This window comes from Rhizobium sp. L51/94 (assembly GCF_019355555.1).
In the GTDB taxonomy this organism is placed as follows: domain Bacteria; phylum Pseudomonadota; class Alphaproteobacteria; order Rhizobiales; family Rhizobiaceae; genus Rhizobium; species Rhizobium rhododendri.
The window spans coordinates 2294467-2313512 of the sequence record NZ_CP072141.1 but is presented as its reverse complement, the minus strand read 5'-3'; the positions used below and the strand labels follow the sequence as shown (position 1 = coordinate 2313512).

Sequence of the window (19046 nt, the reverse complement as noted above, 5' to 3'; positions counted from 1 at the left end):
GCTTCTCGGTTCGATTGATGTTGCCCGTGACATAGTTAGGCATGCCGCCGATGTAAAGCCCGCAGTCGGCGGTTACGGCACAAGGCTGGCAAGGCGCCGTCGAACAGCGCCCCATGGACAGCCCATTCAGACGGTGAAGGCCCCTCGAAACGCCACGAGTGCTTCCTCGGGATCGCCGGATGCATAGGCTTCCATGGCGACCGGCCCGGTATAACCCATCGCCTTCAGCGCCCGCGCGACGCCCTTCCAGTTGACCTCGCCAGTTCCAGGCTCCAGACGCCCGGGGACATCGGCAACCTGAATTTCACCTATCCATGGAAGGCACTTGCGGCAAAGTTCTATCAGGTTACCTTCGCCGATCTGGGCATGATACAGGTCGAGATTGAGTGTCAGGCGCGGATGGTCGATGCTGGCCACAAGCGCCAACGTATCCCCTGCCCGGCCGAAGGGCACCCCGGGGTGATCGACGAGCAGGTTGAGGTTTTCCAGGCTGAAGGTGACGTCTTCCTCCTCAGCCAGTTCGACGACACGGCATAGCGTGGCGCGGGCCTTCAGCCACATCGCACCGGTGACGACCTCGACAGGCCGGATCGGCAGGCCACCCTCGCCCAGCCCCGTTCCATGCAGATTGAGACGCTGGACGCCCAGCCGCTTGCCAACCCTGGCCGTTTCTCGCGCTGTCTTCAGCAGTTGGGCGGCACCTTCGTCATCGGTCAGGCGTCCTTCGAGGTAACCATTCATGATGGTAAAGGTGGCGCCCGTCGCCTCCAGCTTTGCAAGATCGTGCTCCGGCCAGTTCCACAGACCGACGCCAAAGCCGAGCTCCTTCAGCCGGCTCGCCCGCCACTCGATCGGCCGGTCGCGCCAGAGCATTTCGGCACAGGCGGCAAGCTGGAACGGAGACTTCATGAAGACGACCTCGTGAGGCGTGAACGGATTAGGTGTCGCACTAGAACCGATAGAGGCGATCTCCGCAACTCGGATTGTGCGTGCGATACAGAGGTTATGCTTGCGTCATCAGGACTTATGCGTTTCCGGCTCCAGGAGGCACCAACCCTCCAACACTGAGCGACGCCCGTTCCGCAGCGATTAGATCGACGAAGGCGCGCAAGGGAGCGGGCATGAAACGGCTGGAAAAATAGAGCCATGGCCCCTCGAACGGCATCCACCATTCAGGCAGCACCGGCACCAGAGCGCCGGACCTGAGGTAGGGATCGATGAAATTCTCGAATGTCGCAATAACACCAAGGCCCCGGCAGGCCCATTCGATCGCGGTTGCGGCAGCCTCGACCCCGACGATCAACCGGCCCGGCGGATCGACGGTGACAGTTTCCTCGCCCTTCTGAAACTCCCACTCGACGAGCGCCCCGCTGGAAAACCTGAGGCGGATGCAGTCGTGATCGAGCAGATCGCGGGGATGCCGGGGAATGCCGCGTGCCTCGAGATAGTCAGGCGAGGCTGCCGCGGCCAGCCGTTGGATGCGCGGGCCAATCGGCACCGCGATCATATCCTGGGCCAGATGCTCACCATAGCGAATGCCGGCATCGCAGCCAGCTGCCGTCGCGTCGACGAGCCTGTCCTCCACCACCATCTCGACCCGCACATGCGGATGCAGATCGAGAAACCGGTCGATCAGCGGCGGCAGGATATCGACCATGACGGCGCCGGTGACATTCAGCCTGAGCAGCCCTCTCACTTGCCCATGCGTACTGGCTGCATCGTTGAGCGCTGCACGTGTCTCGCTCAAAAGCGGCGTGATCCGTGCGGCAAGCCCGCGCCCGGCCTCTGTCGGCATCACGCTTCGGGTTGTGCGGATCAGCAACGGCACACCCAGGCGAGCCTCGAGCTGGGCGATCTTCTCACTGACGCTCGACGGCGACATCGCCAGCCGCTTTGCCGCAGCCCGGAAACCGCCGGTCTCGCAGACCGCGAGAAAGATGGAAAGATCGTCAAGAAATAGCTGTTCGTTACTGTTCGCCATGGCGATCAGCTTATCCGGATTAGGGCGGATTATCAAACACCATAGAACGAAACTATAACCTCGCTAAGGGCTTGCGAGCCGCAGTTCGACGCTGTTGCGGTGGCCGAAGCTGCTTCGGAACAGCGCAGTATTTAGAAATACCGACCCAGGCGATAGGCCGGCCTCGGTTATAGGAGAAACGAACCATGAGTGGAAAAACAGTTCTCATCACCGGCGCCAACAAGAGCATAGGCTTCGAGACGGCACGCCAACTCGGCCGGCTTGGCTACCGGATCTGGCTTGGCAGCAGGGACGCTGAGCGCGGCGGGGTGGCTGTCCGTCAATTGCAGGCGGAGGGTGATGACGTCAGGCTGCTCGCGATCGACGTTACCAGCGACGAGAGCGTGGCTACCGCTGTCGCCACGGTCTCTGCAGCCGATCACAAGCTCGACGTGCTGATCAACAATGCCGGCATCTCGGGCGGCCCGCCGGTGCCTCCGAGCCAGCAGCCCCTCGCTGCCATCCGCGACGTCTACGAGACCAATGTGTTCGGCGCCATCCGGGTGACGCAAGCCTTCATACCCTTGCTGACAGCGGCGGGCGAAGCCAACATCGTCATGGTCAGCAGCGGTCTTGGCTCGATTGGCTGGGTTTCCGATCCGGCCCATCCCTTTTATGCCGTCAATCCGATGGGCTACAACAGCTCGAAGTCGGCGCTCAACGCGGTCACCGTGGCCTTCGCCAAGGAACTCGTGGCCAGCGGCATCCATGTCAACGCCGTCGATCCCGGCTACACGGCGACGGATTTCAACGACCACTCCGGCTATCGCACGGTGGAGCAGGCAGCGGCCGGGATCGTCTGGCTGGCCAGCCACGATGCGACCGGCCCCAATGCTGGCTTCTATTTCGACGGGCAGACCGTGCCTTGGTGAAAAAGATCGGCAGCACTTCGGACCACGGCGACCGTGCCTACTTCCATTCCCAGACGCGTGCGGATCGGAACGGGCGGGAGACTGCGAGCGTCGGCGTATCCGCTACCGTCGCCGCATAGGCGAGCGCATCGTCATCGGTGGAAAAACCGAGGAAGATGAGACGTATCGACATCGCTTTTTCCATGCCGGTGCGGCGATAGGTGAACGCAACGGCGCAGGTGGGGTGATCACCCTCGACAGTCGTGCCCTCGGCGCCATCGGCACCGGCAAAATCTCCTGTGAGGGCGAGGAACTGTCCGTGGCGAAAGAAGCCGCTGACTGCATCGTAGGCGGTCTTCTGCGAGATCTGTTTGCTGGAACCGGTCTTCGCCATCCGGGCGTAATAGATGCTGTCGGTCTGCCCCATTTTGCGGCGCGTCTCGTAGACGAACAGCAGGCCCCTGTGAGCGATATCGATATGCAGATCGAACGAGCGGAAGTTGTTGGGCGCGGTGTCTATCTCGTCGAGCAGGACTTTCAGGTCCTTCGCATAGTCCGCAAAAAAGGCAGCCGTCATGGGCGTAAGTAACTTTCAGTTTTTTAAGAGTGATGCTGCGGCAACGGCAAACGGGTATTGGGCGCTCGACGATATTAGGCGCCTCAGGAAGTCTCGCGCTTGGCGCGGCGCTCGCCGAGCTCCGAGTAAAGCGTGCCGCGCCTTGTGGCCTCCAGGAACTGCTCGGGCGTCATTCCGGTGAGACCGGTCGGCTTTCTTGGCTTGAACACGCCGTGTCGCGTCAGCGCGATGGCGGCATCGGATGTGGGATCGACCTCGGCGCCTGAAGCCATCAGCGAGACCATCAGGGTGGCTTCCGCCTCCAGCGACTTGACCAGATTGATCCGCCAGTTCTTGCGGGACCGCGTCGCGTCGGTCATGCCGGCGACGGTCGCCTGGGTCTTGGCTGCGGCGATCTTGGCACGAATGATGTCGGCGAGCGCCGCATCCGGGATGCGCGATACGTCGACGCCGCGCTGCCGCAGCAACACCTTGAAATAGGAAAGTCCCGAGGTTTCGAACATGGCGGAGCGCTGTGCCCCCTTGCCGCGCTTCAGCCACACGAGAACAGCGGCGACCAGCATCACCACGATCAGAAGAATACCAGTCATCGTCATCGCAATAGTCCGTGAAGTTTGCGTCCGCCACGCAGTTCGTGCTTCGCGAACTCTAGCCGACTTTGCTTTCCCCGTCGAAAGGTATCTGCATCCGGAGCGCTCTTTGGCGATCTCATGGTTCGACCTGCTCGCGCACGATCACCCGATTTTTCCGGAAACGCGATGTGGCGTTGCGGCAATCCGGCCGATCCGGAGAAAGCTGAAGGTGGCAATGGCACCAAAGGCTGCGACAACACCGAGCGAGATCGCCGCCCCTGCAGATGCCAGCGATACGGCAAAGGCGAACGGCGCCGTCGCTCCGACAATCAGCCGTGCGGACATAAGTTTTCCCTGCAGCCTGCCATAACCTTCGCTGCCAAACAGGTACAGCGGCAGCGTCCCAGCCGCGATGCTGAATATGCCATTGCCGAAACCAAACAGCACAGCAAATGCGATTGCGCCTGATGTCGAAGGCGCAGTCGCATCGAGCACCACGATGGCGACAGAGACGAGAAGCCCGGACAACGCCGCCAGTCGCAAAGGATGAAGGTTGCGACCGAAGACCATGTTGATCACGCGGCTGGCGACCTGCGCCGGACCGAACACGGTGCCGACGAGAGCGGCCATGGTTCCGAGCCCCAGCGACGCCATGAGCGGCACCATATGCACAAGAATGGCCGAGCTCACCAGCGACAGAAATGCAAAGCCAACGACCATCAGCGCGAAACCGACGCGTCTCTGCCCCTCGGCGAGTGCGCCTTCGACAGGGGCTGGCGCGGTGGCGGCGCCGTTTCGGCGCACCTTGGCAGTAGACAGTGCAAGCCATGCGTGGATCGGCAGGCAGATGGCCAGATTGAGAAGCGAAAAGACGACGTAGACCTCCCGCCACGGCAGATGGGCATGCAGGGCCGTGGTGATGGGCCAGAAGATCGTCGAGGCAAAGCCGGCGATCAGCGTCAGGGTAGTAATGCTCCGCTGTGCAACTTTGGGGTTGATCTGCACCAGCAGCGCGAAGGCCGCTCCGTACTGGACGAAATTAGCGGCCGCCTCGATGAACACCAGTATCACCGCGAAGGCGAAACGGTTGGGAGCCAGAGCGCAGGCGGCGAGCGCCAGGGCTGCTATCAACGAACCGATCGCCATGATCCTGCCTGCTCCGAAGCGGTCTATCCATCGTCCGAGCCAGGGTGCGACGAACCCGCCGATCAGCAGCGCTGCCGACAGGGCACCAAACATCCATTCCACCGAGGCGCCGAGATCCCGTGCCATGTCAGGCGCCAGAATGCCGAACGAGTAATAGAGCGTGCCGTAGCCGACAATCTGCGTGACCCCCAGGCCGAGAATGGCAGCCACCGGCAGGTCGAAGCGCTTCATATCGACTTCAACGTGGTCCGCGCCTCCAGTCGACCGGCATCCTCGCGCCTCTCGCTGTAGCGGTCCGTCAGGTAGGAAGACGCGTCGCGTGTCAGCAGCGTGAATTTGACCAGTTCCTCGCAGACATCGACCACGCGATCGTAAAGCGGAGACGGCTTCATCCTGCCATCGGCGTCGAACTGCTGGAACGCTTGCGGTACGGAGGACTGGTTCGGAATGGTGATCATCCGCATCCACCTGCCGAGGATTCGCATCTGGTTGACAGCGTTGAACGACTGGCTGCCACCGGAGACTTCCATGACGGCGAGCGTCTTGCCCTGCGTCGGGCGAACCGAACCGATGGACATCGGGATCCAGTCGATCTGAGCCTTCATGATGCCGGTCATCGCGCCGTGGCGCTCCGGGCTTACCCAGACCTGGCCCTCGGACCATTCGGAAAGTTCGCGGAGTTCTACGACCTTCGGGTGGTCGGCCGGCTCCGCATCGGGAAGCGGCAGACCGCGCGGATCGAACATACGGACTTCGCAATCGAAATGCTCGAGCAGGCGACGGGCCTCGTCCGCGAGGAGCCGACTATAGGAAACCTCACGAAGCGAGCCATAGAGAAACAGAATACGGGGCTTGTGATGCGAGATGTCTGTCCGCAGCGCATCGAGGTCGGGCATCCGGATGTGGCGCAGATCTGCGGCGGGCAATTCAGACAAGACGATTGCCCTTTTCGTCTATGACCTGCTGACCATCTTCCTTCGAAAAGGCGCCGACCTGCCTATGGGGAAGGATATCCAGCACCGCTTCCGAGGGGCGGCAGAGGCGCGTTCCGAGCGGCGTGACAACGAATGGACGGTTGATCAGGATCGGGTGCTGCAACATGGCGTCGATGATCTGCTCGTCCGTCAGCGACAGATTGCCGAGGCCGCGTTCATCGTAAGGCGTGCCCTTTTCCCTCAGTGCGTTGCGCGGCGACAGGCCTGCGCCGGTCAGCAGCCCCACGAGTTCAGTCCGCGAGGGAGGCGTCTGCAGGTACTCGATCACCGTCGGTTCGATACCCGCGTTCCTGATCAGCGCCAGAGTATTGCGGGAGGTCCCGCAGGCAGGATTATGATAGATAGTGACATCCATGGTCATGGCTCCTCTGTGGAGGTGTTGCGGGAGACCGAAGGGCCGCGCTCGTACCAGGCCTTCGAGTGGTTCACGATCCAGACGACGGACAACATCACGGGCACTTCGATCAGCACGCCGACGACGGTGGCAAGCGCCGCGCCCGACTGGAACCCGAACAGGCTGATCGCAGCGGCCACCGCAAGTTCGAAGAAATTGCTGGCGCCGATCAGCGCCGACGGGCCGGCCACGCAATGCTGCTCTCCCGAGATGCGGTTCAGGATATAAGCCAGGCCGGAATTGAAATAGACCTGGATCAGGATCGGCACCGCCAGCAGGGCTATGATCGTAGGCTGGGCGATGATCTGCTCGCCCTGAAAGCCGAAGAGCAACACGAGCGTCGCCAGAAGAGCGACCAGCGACAGCGGCTGGAGCTTCGCCATCAAGGTTTCAAAGACAGCCGTCCGGCCGCTGGAAAGGAAACTGCGGCGCAGTATCTGGGCGATTGCAACAGGGATGAGGATATAGAGCGCCACCGATATCATCAGCGTGTCCCACGGTACCGTAATCGCCGATAATCCGAGGAGCAGTCCGACGATAGGCGCGAAGGCGACGATCATGATGGCATCGTTGAGAGCGACCTGAGACAGCGTGAAGTGAGGTTCGCCCTTGGTCAGATTGGACCAGACGAAGACCATTGCAGTGCATGGGGCAGCCGCCAGTATGATGAGGCCTGCGATGTAGGAATCGATCTGGGTTGCAGGCAAAAACGGGCGGAAAAGCCAGCCGATGAAAAGCCATCCCAGCAGCGCCATCGAAAACGGCTTCACAGCCCAGTTGATGAACAGGGTGACCCCGATCCCACGCCAGTACCTGCCGACCTTGGACAGCGAGCCGAAGTCGATCTTGAGAAGCATGGGAATAATCATCAGCCAGATGAGGATGGCGACGGGGATATTAACCTTTGCAATCTCAGCCGCGCCGACGGCATGGAAGATGCCGGGCATCAGATGGCCGAGGGCGATGCCAACGATGATGCATAGGAAAACCCAAACAGTGAGGTAGCGCTCGAAATTTGACATCATCGGGCGATTTCACGGGAAGGAATGGATCGTTTTGCAGCCGGCAGCGAAAACTCTATTGCATCGAGCAGCTTCACTATAACGTCGCTCATGTCGGGTTTTCCTGTCCACAGCGCGGAATCAGTCTGGACACCAGGGGCGCGCAAAGGGCGGGATCTCCGCCGCAGCAGTCCTTGATCATGAAAAGGGTCAGGCGCTCGAAGCCTTCCAGATCCGCGCGGTAAATGATCGATCGGCTGCGGCGCTCGCTCCTCACCAGGCCTGCGCGAGACAGCGTCGCCAAATGCGCCGACATGGTGTTCTGCGGGATGTCCAGCATCCGCGCCAGTTCGCCAGCAGGCACTCCGTGCGGCTCGTGGCTTACGAGCAGGCGGAATGTCGCGAGCCGCGTCGACTGGGCCAAGGCTGCAAAAGCCAGAATCGCATTGTCATTTTCCATATATCCAGAATAACGGATATGTCGATGTCGTCAAGTCGAAGCCGCTCCCCGGGATCGGAGGCGATGCCGTTCCTCGCAACCGATCGCGCCCTATTCGCAATTTCACGGGGTTGAGATCGCCGGCGGCATTGGTTATCTGGTGCGTTCAACAGGCTGGCATTCCGCCAGGCACGGGGCACATACGGCATGAATCCAGATTTTCTCGTCACCCATTCCGGTGGCTTTCATGCCGACGAGCTTCTGTCGAGCGTCATCCTCACCAAATTGTACCCCGCCGCGCGAATCGTCCGCAGCCGGTCACCAGAGTGGATCAAGCCGAATCCGGATCGGATCATTTACGATGTCGGCGGCAGCTATGACGCGGACCAGCAGATCTTCGATCACCACCAGCGCGGCGCGCCCCTGCGCGACGATGGGCAGCCGTATAGCTCGTTCGGGCTGGTCTGGAAGCATTACGGTCGCGACTACCTCGCCGCGTCGGCTATTGCAGACGCGGACATCGACCCTATCCATGCTTCCTTCGACAGCAGCTTCGTCCTGCCGATCGACCTCATGGACAATGGCGCTCTTAGTCCAACGGGGCCGCTGGCCGGGCTGACTCTGCCGGCGCTGCTGGAAACGTTGAAACCGGTGTTCGACGAGACAGACCCTGAAGCCGACGATCGTTGTTTTCACGCCGCTCTAGCAATCGCCCGCAGCTTCGTCGAGGCACGGATTGCCCGCAGCGCCGCAAAATTGCGTGCGGAGGCATTGGTCCACAAGGCTATCGTCGATGCCGGGGATGGACGTATTCTCGAACTGCCGATGGGCATGCCGTTCCGCCCGGCTATCGTCAAGGCCGGGGCCGATCAGCTGCTGTTCGTGGTTCACCCGCGCGACAAGGACTGGTGCGTGACCGGCATTCGCCGCGCTGCAGAAGGCTTCGAACTGAGAGCCGACCTGCCCGCTGCATGGGCGGGGCTCACCAATGGCGAACTGGAGGCGGCGTCCGGTGTCGAAGGCGCCAGCTTCTGCCACAATGGCCGCTTTATCGCTGCAGCGAGGACGCGGGAGGCTGCCCTTGCCATGGCGGCACTCGCCGTCGATGAGGCCGTCGCCATCGGCCTGAAACCGGCAATCGACACGGAAACCGCCACCGCCTAACGCCGCAATACACGAAGATTGGCGCCTTTGCGTGGAACAGCGTATCGTGGAGGTCGTTGTCTTCCGCGCACAACCTTGTCCGCGCAAAGTCTGAAATGGAGTTCGAGATTGGCCGTTGCCTTCACCAAGGAAGAGAGTTTCGAGACGGCATCCGAAACCCTGTTGCCGGATCGTCCGATTTCCACGCACCCGAACCTTGTGACTGAAGCTGGCCTCAAGGCGCTCGAACTGCAGATGCAGCAGGCGCGCGCCGCCTATGAGGTGGCAAGCAAGATCGACGAGGTCAACGAGCGGCGTCGGCAGACAGCCATCCCGCTGCGCGATACGCGCTATCTTGCGGCCAGGCTTCGGACGGCACAGGTGATCCCTGCCCCGGAAAACGCCGATACCGTCGGTTTTGGCAATACCGTCACTTTCAGCCGCGACGATGGCCGGGTGCAGACATACCGAATCGTTGGCGAGGACGAGGCGGACCCAAAGGCCGGGTCGATATCCTTCGTCTCTCCTGTCGCGCGCCTTCTGCTCGGCAAGGCTGTCGGCGACGTCGTCGTCATTGGAGATGGCGAACTCGAGATCAAGGCGATTTCATAGACTGAGCCAGACCTCGGGCGTGAAACCGGCCATGGTCATGAATTCTTCGCAAAACATCGTCTTGGCATGCTGGAATTAGAACCCTAAAGTTCGGCATGGCCAAATTTTTCGAAACGCTAGAACCCCATCACCATCGCTTCATTGAAGCGCAGCACATGTTTTTCACGGCGACGGCCGCTCCAACGGGCCACGTCAACATGTCGCCGCGCAGCACAGACCTGTTCCGCATTCTCGGCAACAATGCCGCGATGTATCTCGATCGCAGCGGCAGCGGCAACGAGACTGCCGCCCATCTGAGAATAAACGACCGACTGACGATGATGTTCTGCTCCGTCGAGGGACCGCCGCTCATCCTCAGGCTCTACGGCAAGGGACGCGTCATTCACCGCAATAGCGACGAATTTGCCAAGCTTCTGCAGGAAAAATACGAAAACACGGCGCCGCTTGGGGCTCGCCAGATGGTGTGGCTCGATTTCGATATCGTTCAGACATCCTGCGGCTACGGCGTTCCACTGTTTGAATACCGGGAAGAGCGCACCCAGATGGACGCCTGGGCAAAAGCCAAGGGCGTGGATGGGATCGAGGACTACTGGCGTGAAAAGAACCAGGTCAGTCTCGACGGTTTTCCGACCGGTCTGTTCGACACGCCGGCAGCCGCCAAGTCGTAGTGGCGATATATCGGAGCCGGCCTCGCCAGCCATTTCCGCTTAATCCAGCAATTTCCGCTTAATAAAGTCCGCCGCTGCCTGATGTCACGGCCTGGTTGGCCTGCGGTGATGTCTTCAGGATTTCTTCCGGCGCCAGTTGCACCTCGCCACCGGCATTGCCGGCGCCGATGACGGTGTAGGAGGTCGCAGGTCCGGTGCCGGGCTTGAATGCCTCGACGATCGAATCGGGATCGCCGGGCTGGGCGGCCATGCCGGTCTTTCGATCGACGGATGCCATGGTCATTCCGGTCGGCATGACGAATTTCTCAGGCGGCTCGCCCTTGGTGGCAGCCTGCATGAAGTCGTTGAAGATCGGGGCCGCCAAAGAGGCGCCCTGCACGCCGCGACCGAGATCGGTCGGCGTGTCGTAGCCGACATACAGACCAGCCACGAGGTTCGGGGTGTAGCCGACGAACCAAGCATCCTTCTGGTCGTTGGTCGTCCCAGTCTTTCCGGCAACTTCGGTGTTGAGCTTGATCTTGCCAGCAGCGGTGCCGCGGATGATGACGCCCTGCAGCATCGACGTCACCTGATAGGCGGTCATCGGGTCGAGAACCTGTTCGCGGTTATCGACAACCGTCGGCTCCTGCTGGTTCTGCCAGTCCGTGGCATTGCAGCCGTCGCAGACGCGCTCCTCATGCTTGAAGATGGTCTTGCCGTAACGATCCTGGATGCGGTCGATCAGCGTCGGCTTGATCTGCTTGCCGCCGTTGGCAATGACCGAATAGGCCGAGACCATGCGCAGCACAGTCGTTTCGCCAGCGCCGAGCGACATGGCAAGCACAGGCGCCATCTTGTCATAGATGCCGAACCGTTCGGCATATTCGGCAACGAGGTTCATGCCCATGTCGTTTGCCAGTCGCACTGTCATCAGGTTGCGCGAGTGCTCGATGCCGAAGCGGAGCGTGTGGGCGCCGCCGCCCTCGCCTTCATAGTTTTCCGGCCGCCAGACCGTACCGTTCGACAGCTGGATTTCAATTGGATCGTCGAGCGCGACCGAGGCCGGCGTATAGCCGTTGTCCATGGCAGCAGCGTAGACGAACGGCTTGAAGGACGAGCCGGGCTGGCGCATGGCCTGGGTGGCGCGGTTGAACTGCGACTGACCGTAGGAGAAGCCGCCGACCATGGCGAGAACGCGACCGGTATGCGGGTCCATCGCCACCAGGCCGCCCTGTACCTTCGGCGGCTGGCGAAGGCGGTAGCCGGCGGAATCAGCCAGTTTCTCGACATAGATGACGTCGCCGGGCGAGAGGACGCCGGCCGGTGTTTTCGCCGTCTTGCCATTGGCTTCGGCGGAACGATACGCCCAGCGCATATCGGCGGCTGCAATCGAGGCGCGCTTGCGCTCTGTCGACAGCTTGCCGGATGGATCGACATCCGGCTGCAGGCCGATATCGACACCATCGCTCGAGACCGCCAACACGACGGCAATCTTCCATTCGGGAACATCCGACAAGGCAGGTATTTTTGAGAGCTCGATGCCCCAGTCTGTCGCTGTCGAGATCTGCTTCAGCGGACCGTGATAACCGCGACGCTCGTCATAACCGACCAGACCGTCCTGCAGCGCCTTGCGTGCCTCGATCTGCAACTGCGGATCGAGCGAGGTGCGGACTGAAAGACCGCCTTCATAGAGCTGCTTGTCGCCATACTTATCGATGATCTGCCGGCGTACTTCTTCGGAGAAGAAGTCGGCGGCGACGACCGTGCCGCCGGATCTGCGGGTTACGACGCCGAGCGGCTGCTTCTTCGCATCCTCGCCGTCGGCCTGGCTGACATAGCCATTCTCGACCATGCGGTCGATGACCCAGTTGCGGCGGGCGATGGCGGCGTCGGCATGACGGAAAGGATTGTAGTTGGCAGGACCTTTCGGCAGCGACGCCATATAAGCGGTCTCGGCAATCGTCAGGTCCGTTACCGGCTTGTCGAAATAGGTCAGCGACGCAGAGGCGATGCCATAGGCGTTGAGGCCGAAGTAGATCTCGTTGAGATAGAGTTCGAGGATCTTGTCTTTGCTGTAGGCCTGCTCGATGCGGAAGGACAGGATCGCTTCCTTCAGCTTGCGGTCGAAGGTCTGGTCGGCCGACAGCAGGAAGTTCTTGGCCACCTGCTGGGTAATCGTCGAGGCGCCCACCGGACGACGACCGGAACCGAAATTCTGCAGGTTTACGAGTACGGCGCGGCCAAGACCGGTGATGTCGACGCCAGCGTGGTTGTAGAAATTCTTGTCTTCCGCGGAGAGGAAGGCGGCTTTAACGCGATCGGGAATAGCCTGAATAGGCAGGAAGAGCCGGCGTTCGCGGGCATATTCGGCCATCAGCGCGCCGTTGCCGGCATGGATGCGGGTGGTCACCGGCGGCGCATAGTTGGCCAGCACTTCGTAATTCGGCAGATCCTTGGAGACGACGCCCAGATAGACGGCGGCAGCCGCAGCAGCGCCGACGAAGACGATGCAGGCCAAGCCAAAGAAATATCCAATAAGTCTGACCATATCGTCGCTACCAGTGTGTGTAGAAAAATTCGGCGCACGGGCAAAATATCCGCATACCCGGGCGTCTTGCACGCGCGAAGCCTATTAGCAAGAGATCAGAGGCGACAAAAGCCCTTTGCTCCGCCTCCTCCACCATAGTTCCGTTCGACGGCGGCAATGTGAGCGAAATAGGGCTCTGTCGCCTCATTCTCCAGTCGACGGCGGACCTTCTGGCCGGCCTGTGGCAGACAAGCCACTATATCCCAGTCAACCGCCGTTTGCGACCGTCACTGCCCTGTATTGCCGAACTGCCTCGGTCAGCCGGTCCACCAGCTTGCCCCTCCACTCTTCGTCGAGCAGCAGCTTTTCGTCTTCCTTGTTGGACAGGAAGCCGAGTTCGACCAGGATGGAGGGCACGTCGGGCGCCGTCAGCACCTGGAAGCCGGCATACCGGTGGGGATTGTTGATCATCGCGATCTGGCCCTTGAATGAATTCAGGACATCCTGCGCGAGCGATACGGAGAAGGCCTGCGTCTCGCGTCGGGTAAGGTCAGTCAGGATGTCGGCCACGCCCGGCGGCGGCGCCTTGACCTCGCTGCCAGCCAGCTTGTCGGAAGAATTTTCACGGTCCGCGACGTCTGCGGCCAGCCGATCCGACGCCTTGTCGGATATGGTGTAGACTGTCGAACCGCGAATATCCTTCTGCTTCAACGTGTCGGCGTGCAGCGATATGAACAGGGCGGCGTGGTTCTGGCGGGCGATCGTCACGCGCTGCGACAGCGAGAGGTAGGAATCGCTGTCCCGGGTGAGGAAGGCCTTGATGCCGGGTTGGGCGTTCAACTTTTCCGTCAGCGCCTTGGCGAAGGCGAGCGTAATCTGCTTTTCGGGTGTCAGGCCGTCGCTCGCCATGGCACCGGCATCGATGCCACCGTGGCCGGCATCCACCGCAATCAGGAAATCGTTCGGCTTGACGTTTTCGACGGGGACCACCGGGCCGACATCGGCGGCGGTATCCTCGTCGGTCCATGTCTGCTTGCGCACGAGTTCGGCGTACTGTTCCGGCGGCACCATCTCGGCGTCGAGCACCAGACGGTATCCCCTGCCGGTTTCGTTCGACTGCACCCGCGCGACCACCAGTTTAACCGGTTTGATGGCAGTCAGAACGATGCGGGCACTGTCCTTGTCCATCGTCCCGTATCGGATATCCTTAAAAAGCCCGCGGGCATCGAGATCCTTGGCCGGAAAACCGAAGGCTGTTGCAGGCAGGTCGACAACGACGCGTGGCGGATCGGCAAGGTAATGCACGGCAACGGACGGCTCGCGGTCGAGTTCGATGACCACGCGTGTGCGGGCGTCGTCGCCAGCAATGCGGGCACCATAGGCGAGGATGGGATCGGCGGAGGCAGCGGTGACCGGCGATGCGGCTGATGGCACAGTAGCCGGAGCGGCCCGAGCTGTCGCGATCGTTGTAAGCAGCATGACGCCGAGCGCCGCCAGAATTCTGCCGCCTTGCCTTGCGCTCACCAGATACACCCCGCCATGCTTCAGTTCCTTAAATCGATCGACACGCCCATCCGGCAGCACTATGAACCACGCGGGAGAAGACGCCGAAAACAGCTGATTGCAGCCCTCGTCCAGCGTCAAACCGGGCTCCGAATCGTACAATGATCGCCAGCTATGGGTTCATCCGAGGAATCCATCATTATTATGGCACACTTGGCTTTGTCCTTGCTATTGTGACGGTTAGATCATACAACGAACAATAGGGTAGAAGTGTTGACGGGATAGAGTCGCCGCAAAGGCAGCCGCCCAAATCTATGGCGCCACAACCGGCCATCGTCCGCCGTCTGAGTGCTTCCATCCTGATACTGGATCCCGAATTTCCGGCTTCGTGCAGGAATTTCATCGGTGGAAAAGCCACCAAACGCCCTTCAAGAAGGGCAAATTCATCGGACCCAACTGGGTCTAGGGCATTGTCGATCTCGCTTGGTTACGGATGTTGTCGCAGCAGCTTTTTTCTAAAGTGTACAGGCCCCGGGTTCTCCCGGCTGTTGTCTGGCTGTTGCGCAATCGCAGAGACCCATCGCGACTATCATTATCCGGCGCCGCAGTGGCGGAGTGCATCCAGCCTGTCTTAACGACAGTCCGGTCATATCCCCAGGGGCTGCGCCGAGGAGCACAGCTTTCATGGCAGACAAAATGCTTATCGACGCGTCTCACGAGGAAGAGACGCGCGTTGTCGTGGTTCGAGGGAACCGCATAGAAGAATTCGACTTCGAGTCAGAGCACAAGAAGCAAATTCGCGGCAACATCTACCTGGCCAAAGTCACCCGCGTCGAGCCGTCCCTGCAGGCTGCATTCGTCGATTACGGCGGCAACCGGCACGGCTTCCTGGCCTTTGCCGAAATCCACCCCGATTACTACCAGATCCCGCTTGCCGACCGCCAAGCGCTGCTGCGCGCCGAGGCTGAAGAGCATCGCCGCGACAACGACGTCGAACACGTCGAGACCGCCTTCGATCTGGCCGAGCAGGAGCAGCCAGATGTCGGCATCGTCGCTGCGCCGGAGCCTGTCGCTCCCGTTGCCGAAGATGCCGTGGTTGCACAGGAACCCGTCGCTGCAGAAGCCGGCGCCGCTGCTGCTGAGCCGGCACCTGTCGAGGTTTCCGCCGAGCCGGTTGCCGATGCCGAGCCTGTAAGCGCTGAAGCGCCAGCTGCAGAAGCTGAAGCCGAAACGCCTGTGAAGAAGGTGGCAAAGCCACGCCGCAGCCGCGCCAAGAAGGTCGTCGCCGAAGATGCGACGCCATCCGACGTCGAGGCCGCATCCTCCGAGAGCGACGAAGGTTCGTCCGGCTCGATGGCTGCCATGGTCGAAACCGACGAGGTTTCGGAAGACGTTCGTCCGTCCAGCCGTCGCAACAACGACGACGACGATGATGACGACCACGAAGAAGAGATCATCGAATCCGTTGGCGCCGAAGATGCCATGGAAGAGGTTCCCGAGCGCGCCGCGCGCCGTCCGCGCAAGCAGTACCGCATCCAGGAAGTCATCAAGCGCCGGCAGATCCTGCTGGTGCAGGTGGCCAAGGAAGAACGTGGCAACAAGGGTGCAGCACTCACCACCTATCTGTCGCTCGCCGGCCGTTACTCGGTGCTCATGCCAAACACCGCACGCGGTGGCGGCATCTCGCGCAAGATCACCAACCCGCAGGATCGCAAGCGCCTGAAGGAAATCGCCCGGATGCTCGAAGTGCCTTTGGGCATGGGCGTCATCCTGCGCACGGCTGGTGCCAACCGTACCAAGGTCGAAGTCAAGCGCGACTTCGAATATCTGATGCGCCTTTGGGAGAACGTCCGGACGCTCACCCTCGCCTCCACTGCGCCGACGCTGGTCTATGAAGAAGGCTCGTTGATCAAGCGCTCGATCCGCGATCTCTACAACAAGGACATTTCGGAAGTCATCGTCGCCGGTGAAGAAGGCTATCGTGAAGCCAAAGACTTCATGAAGATGCTGATGCCGAGCCACGCAAAGGTGGTTCAGCCTTACCGTGATATCCACCCGATCTTCTCGCGCTCCGGAATCGAGGCGCAGCTTGACCGCATGTTGCAGCCGCAGGTGACGCTGAAGTCCGGCGGCTACCTGATCCTCAACCAGACCGAAGCGCTGGTAGCGATCGACGTCAACTCGGGCCGCTCTACCCGCGAGCACTCGATCGAAGAAACTGCGCTGCAGACAAACCTGGAAGCGGCCGAGGAAGTCGCCCGCCAGTTGCGCCTGCGCGACCTTGCCGGCCTGATCGTCATCGACTTCATCGACATGGAAGAAAAGCGCAACAACCGCGCTGTCGAGAAGAAGCTGAAGGAATGCCTGAAGGACGACCGCGCCCGCATCCAGGTCGGTCGCATCTCGCATTTCGGCCTTCTCGAAATGTCGCGCCAGCGTATTCGCGCTTCCGTGCTGGAATCGACCACGCAGGTCTGCTCGCATTGCGGCGGCACCGGATTGGTGCGCTCGCAGTCGTCGGTTGCCCTGCATGTGCTGCGAGGCATCGAGGAATACCTGCTGAAGAACACGACGCACGACATCACCGTGCGCTGCACGCCGGAAACGGCGCTTTACCTGCTTAACCACAAGCGGGCGACGATCATCGATTATGAAAACCGGTTCGGGGTGTCGATCATTATCGACAGCGACCCGAGCGTCGGTGCGCAGCACTTTGCCATCGATCGCGGCGAAGCCGTCGAGAACCCGGTAAAGATCGAAACGCTGTTCAACTTCGCGGCCGTCGAGGAAGATGAGGACGACGACGTTCCCGTCGAGATCGACGAGGACGAAGAAGAAGAGATCGAGGAAAAGGCCGCTCCTGTCGAACAGGCCGTGGCCCGCTCCGAGGGCGACCCGAACCGCAAGCGCAAGCGTCGCCGCAGACGTCGGGGCAAGAACGGCGGAGCCGACGGCCAGGTCATGCAGGATGCCGACGGCAATGACATTGTTGGCGACGACAGTGACGACGCAGATGGCGACGACGAGGACGACAGCGACGACGGCAAGGCCGCAGTTGAGGGTGAAGGCGAAGTCTCGGCACTGTCGAGCGACGAGCAGGGCAAGCGCAAGCGTCGCCGTCGTGGCAAGCGTGGCGGTCGCCGCAATCGCGACGAGAACGGCAACCTGATCGCCGACGGCGAAGGCACGGACAGCGAAGAAGCAACGTCTGCCGACGAAGGCGACGAGACCGCCGCAACCAGCGCGCCGACCGAAGCCCCTGCTCTCGAGCAGCCTGCCTCGATCGAGGCCGAAGTTGCAACAGAGGAACAAGTCAAGCCGAAGGGCCGCAGCCGTCGCAAACCGAAGGCCGAAGCTGCCGAGGCACCTGCAACTGAAGCCGTTGCCGAGCCTGCAGTTGCCGCCGAACCTGTGGTGTCTCAGCCCGTGGCTATCGAGCCAGAGGCTCCGGTTGCCACAGCTTCCAGCGCCCAGCCTGCAGAATCCCCGGCGACAGAAGCCGAGAAGCCGGCCCGCGCCAACCGCCAGTCCAACCTCGCCTCCTCCGAGCCTGCGGTCAAATCGACCCAGGCCACGGACAAGGCAACCGACGGCGACGGCAAGCCGAAAAAAGCCGGCTGGTGGCAACGCCGCGGCTTCTTCTGAAAGATTTTCGGAGGCCAATGAATAAAATCCGGCTGCAGCGATGCAGCCGGATTTTTTTATGGTGTGTTTGGTTGGGATTTGGACCGAAGTAGCGGCAGACGGACTATTTCTACTTCTGCTAACTGGCCAGCGCGCTTAACGGGTCAAGGCTGAGATCAATGGATCCGCCTGCCTCTGGATGTGAACAATATCCCGCAGATATACATCTGTATGTCCAGCTTCAACGTTCTGCACAAATATCTCGTCGCCAGCCTCAGCGCTTGCGCGAATGAAGTTTACCAGCGCCGTCAGGCGTCTGCATATGACTTCCGGAAGCTGAACTCTCTCTTCATGTGTCGCACCATAAGCATCGCAGAAAATTGTCGCTCGCTGAAACTGTTCTTCGAGTTCAAATACCACGCCGTGATTGGATGGATCGGACAGTGGCGCCCATCGGTAAACTGCATACGCCAAGTCCCATAGAGCGGGTCCCGGATGTGCAGTATCAAAATCTATGATTCCTGTCGCAATTCCGTCGATGGCAGTCACGTTGTAGGGCGCGAAGTCACCGTGACACACGATCTCCTCCGGCTCTTGCGCCTGCAGAAACCACGTCTGCACCGCGCGATCCGTTTCAAGAAACCCTCTGATGCGCGATGGAAGTACCGGAGAAGCTTCCCTGCCGAAGCCAACATCTGCTCTGAACCGACATCCTGATCACCAAGATGCTCACATACGCGCCCGTCCACGTAACTCACCACCTCATACGTCCCATCGATTGCTAAGGGCGTTGGTGCGCTCATGAAGCCTTTGGATTGCAGATGCCGCAAAAACCTATGAACAGTCGGGGTCCATGATCCAGCCGGCCGGCGGACCGTCTTTCCCTCCCGCCAGATCTTCCCGGCTCTCCCACCATGTAAAGCCTCCAACTTTCACTCCTTTACCGTGACTGTTCGTGCTGACAGTTGCTCACACACAAGTAACGCACGCCCGAC

16 protein-coding genes and 1 pseudogene are annotated in these 19046 nt (G+C 60.9%); 5 read left to right on the top strand and 12 right to left on the bottom strand.

From position 1 onward, the window contains the following. Window positions 1-126: 126 nt before the first annotated feature. Complete coding sequence (locus J5274_RS11340) at window positions 127-909, bottom strand: TIM barrel protein (protein WP_219274596.1); 783 nt, start codon at window positions 907-909, stop codon at window positions 127-129. Between the two features lie 115 nt (window positions 910-1024). Next, a complete protein-coding gene (locus J5274_RS11335; protein WP_142822254.1) occupies window positions 1025-1981 on the bottom strand; it encodes a LysR family transcriptional regulator in 957 nt (318 codons plus the stop codon). A gap of 185 nt (window positions 1982-2166) precedes the next feature. Between J5274_RS11335 and J5274_RS11330 the strand changes: the two genes are divergently transcribed. Beyond that, a complete protein-coding gene (locus J5274_RS11330) occupies window positions 2167-2892 on the top strand; it encodes an SDR family NAD(P)-dependent oxidoreductase (protein WP_142822253.1) in 726 nt (241 codons plus the stop codon). A 37-nt stretch (window positions 2893-2929) separates the two neighbouring features. On the opposite strand, the gene J5274_RS11325 is transcribed toward J5274_RS11330, so the two are convergent. The 7 genes from J5274_RS11325 to J5274_RS11295 form a co-directional block, all read right to left on the bottom strand. Beyond that, the gene (locus J5274_RS11325) at window positions 2930-3448 is read right to left on the bottom strand and encodes a hypothetical protein (protein ID WP_142822252.1); all 519 of its coding nucleotides are present in this window, start codon (window positions 3446-3448) and stop codon (window positions 2930-2932) included. 83 nt (window positions 3449-3531) lie between these two features. Beyond that, window positions 3532-4044 (bottom strand): hypothetical protein, encoded by a 513-nt coding sequence (locus J5274_RS11320; RefSeq protein ID WP_142828912.1) that lies wholly within the window; start codon window positions 4042-4044, stop codon window positions 3532-3534. Window positions 4045-4182: 138 nt separating this feature from the next. Continuing rightward, window positions 4183-5397 carry an arsenite efflux MFS transporter ArsK gene (arsK, locus tag J5274_RS11315; RefSeq protein WP_142822250.1) on the bottom strand — a complete coding sequence of 405 codons (1215 nt, stop codon included), beginning with the start codon at window positions 5395-5397 and terminating at the stop codon, window positions 4183-4185. Then, window positions 5394-6101: an arsenical resistance protein ArsH gene (arsH, locus tag J5274_RS11310; RefSeq protein ID WP_142822249.1), complete on the bottom strand. Its 708-nt coding sequence runs from the start codon at window positions 6099-6101 to the stop codon at window positions 5394-5396. The genes arsK and arsH overlap by 4 nt, the downstream gene beginning before the upstream one ends. Further along, entirely contained in the window at window positions 6094-6522 is a 429-nt protein-coding gene (gene arsC / locus J5274_RS11305; protein ID WP_142822248.1) for an arsenate reductase (glutaredoxin), read from the bottom strand. The genes arsH and arsC overlap by 8 nt, the downstream gene beginning before the upstream one ends. Next, complete coding sequence (arsB, locus tag J5274_RS11300) at window positions 6519-7577, bottom strand: ACR3 family arsenite efflux transporter (protein ID WP_142829061.1); 1059 nt, start codon at window positions 7575-7577, stop codon at window positions 6519-6521. Before arsB ends, arsC begins: the two co-directional genes overlap by 4 nt. Window positions 7578-7665: 88 nt before the next feature. After that, window positions 7666-8016 (bottom strand): helix-turn-helix transcriptional regulator, encoded by a 351-nt coding sequence (locus J5274_RS11295; protein WP_142828916.1) that lies wholly within the window; start codon window positions 8014-8016, stop codon window positions 7666-7668. A 186-nt stretch (window positions 8017-8202) separates the two neighbouring features. On the opposite strand from J5274_RS11295, the gene J5274_RS11290 reads away from it, so the two are divergent. The 3 genes from J5274_RS11290 to J5274_RS11280 all read left to right on the top strand — a co-directional run bounded on the left by J5274_RS11290 (window position 8203) and on the right by J5274_RS11280 (window position 10418). After that, a complete protein-coding gene (locus J5274_RS11290) occupies window positions 8203-9159 on the top strand; it encodes an MYG1 family protein (protein ID WP_142828918.1) in 957 nt (318 codons plus the stop codon). Between the two features lie 108 nt (window positions 9160-9267). After that, window positions 9268-9750, top strand: coding sequence for a transcription elongation factor GreA (greA, locus tag J5274_RS11285; RefSeq protein WP_142828920.1), 483 nt, complete (start codon window positions 9268-9270; stop codon window positions 9748-9750). A 95-nt stretch (window positions 9751-9845) separates the two neighbouring features. Beyond that, entirely contained in the window at window positions 9846-10418 is a 573-nt protein-coding gene (locus J5274_RS11280) for a pyridoxamine 5'-phosphate oxidase family protein (protein WP_142828922.1), read from the top strand. Between the two features lie 58 nt (window positions 10419-10476). Here the strand turns inward: J5274_RS11280 and J5274_RS11275 are convergent, their stop codons facing one another. Both J5274_RS11275 and J5274_RS11270 read right to left on the bottom strand, forming a co-directional pair. Further along, the gene (locus tag J5274_RS11275) at window positions 10477-12945 is read right to left on the bottom strand and encodes a penicillin-binding protein 1A (RefSeq protein ID WP_219274595.1); all 2469 of its coding nucleotides are present in this window, start codon (window positions 12943-12945) and stop codon (window positions 10477-10479) included. 246 nt (window positions 12946-13191) lie between these two features. Beyond that, window positions 13192-14403: an N-acetylmuramoyl-L-alanine amidase gene (locus J5274_RS11270; RefSeq protein ID WP_142829062.1), complete on the bottom strand. Its 1212-nt coding sequence runs from the start codon at window positions 14401-14403 to the stop codon at window positions 13192-13194. Between the two features lie 708 nt (window positions 14404-15111). Here J5274_RS11270 and J5274_RS11265 point away from each other — a divergent pair. Next, window positions 15112-18072 carry an Rne/Rng family ribonuclease gene (locus tag J5274_RS11265; RefSeq protein WP_219274594.1) on the top strand — a complete coding sequence of 987 codons (2961 nt, stop codon included), beginning with the start codon at window positions 15112-15114 and terminating at the stop codon, window positions 18070-18072. Between the two features lie 135 nt (window positions 18073-18207). Here J5274_RS11265 and J5274_RS11260 read toward each other — a convergent pair. Beyond that, a pseudogene (locus J5274_RS11260) lies at window positions 18208-18980 on the bottom strand (phosphotransferase enzyme family protein). Window positions 18981-19046: the final 66 nt, after the last annotated feature.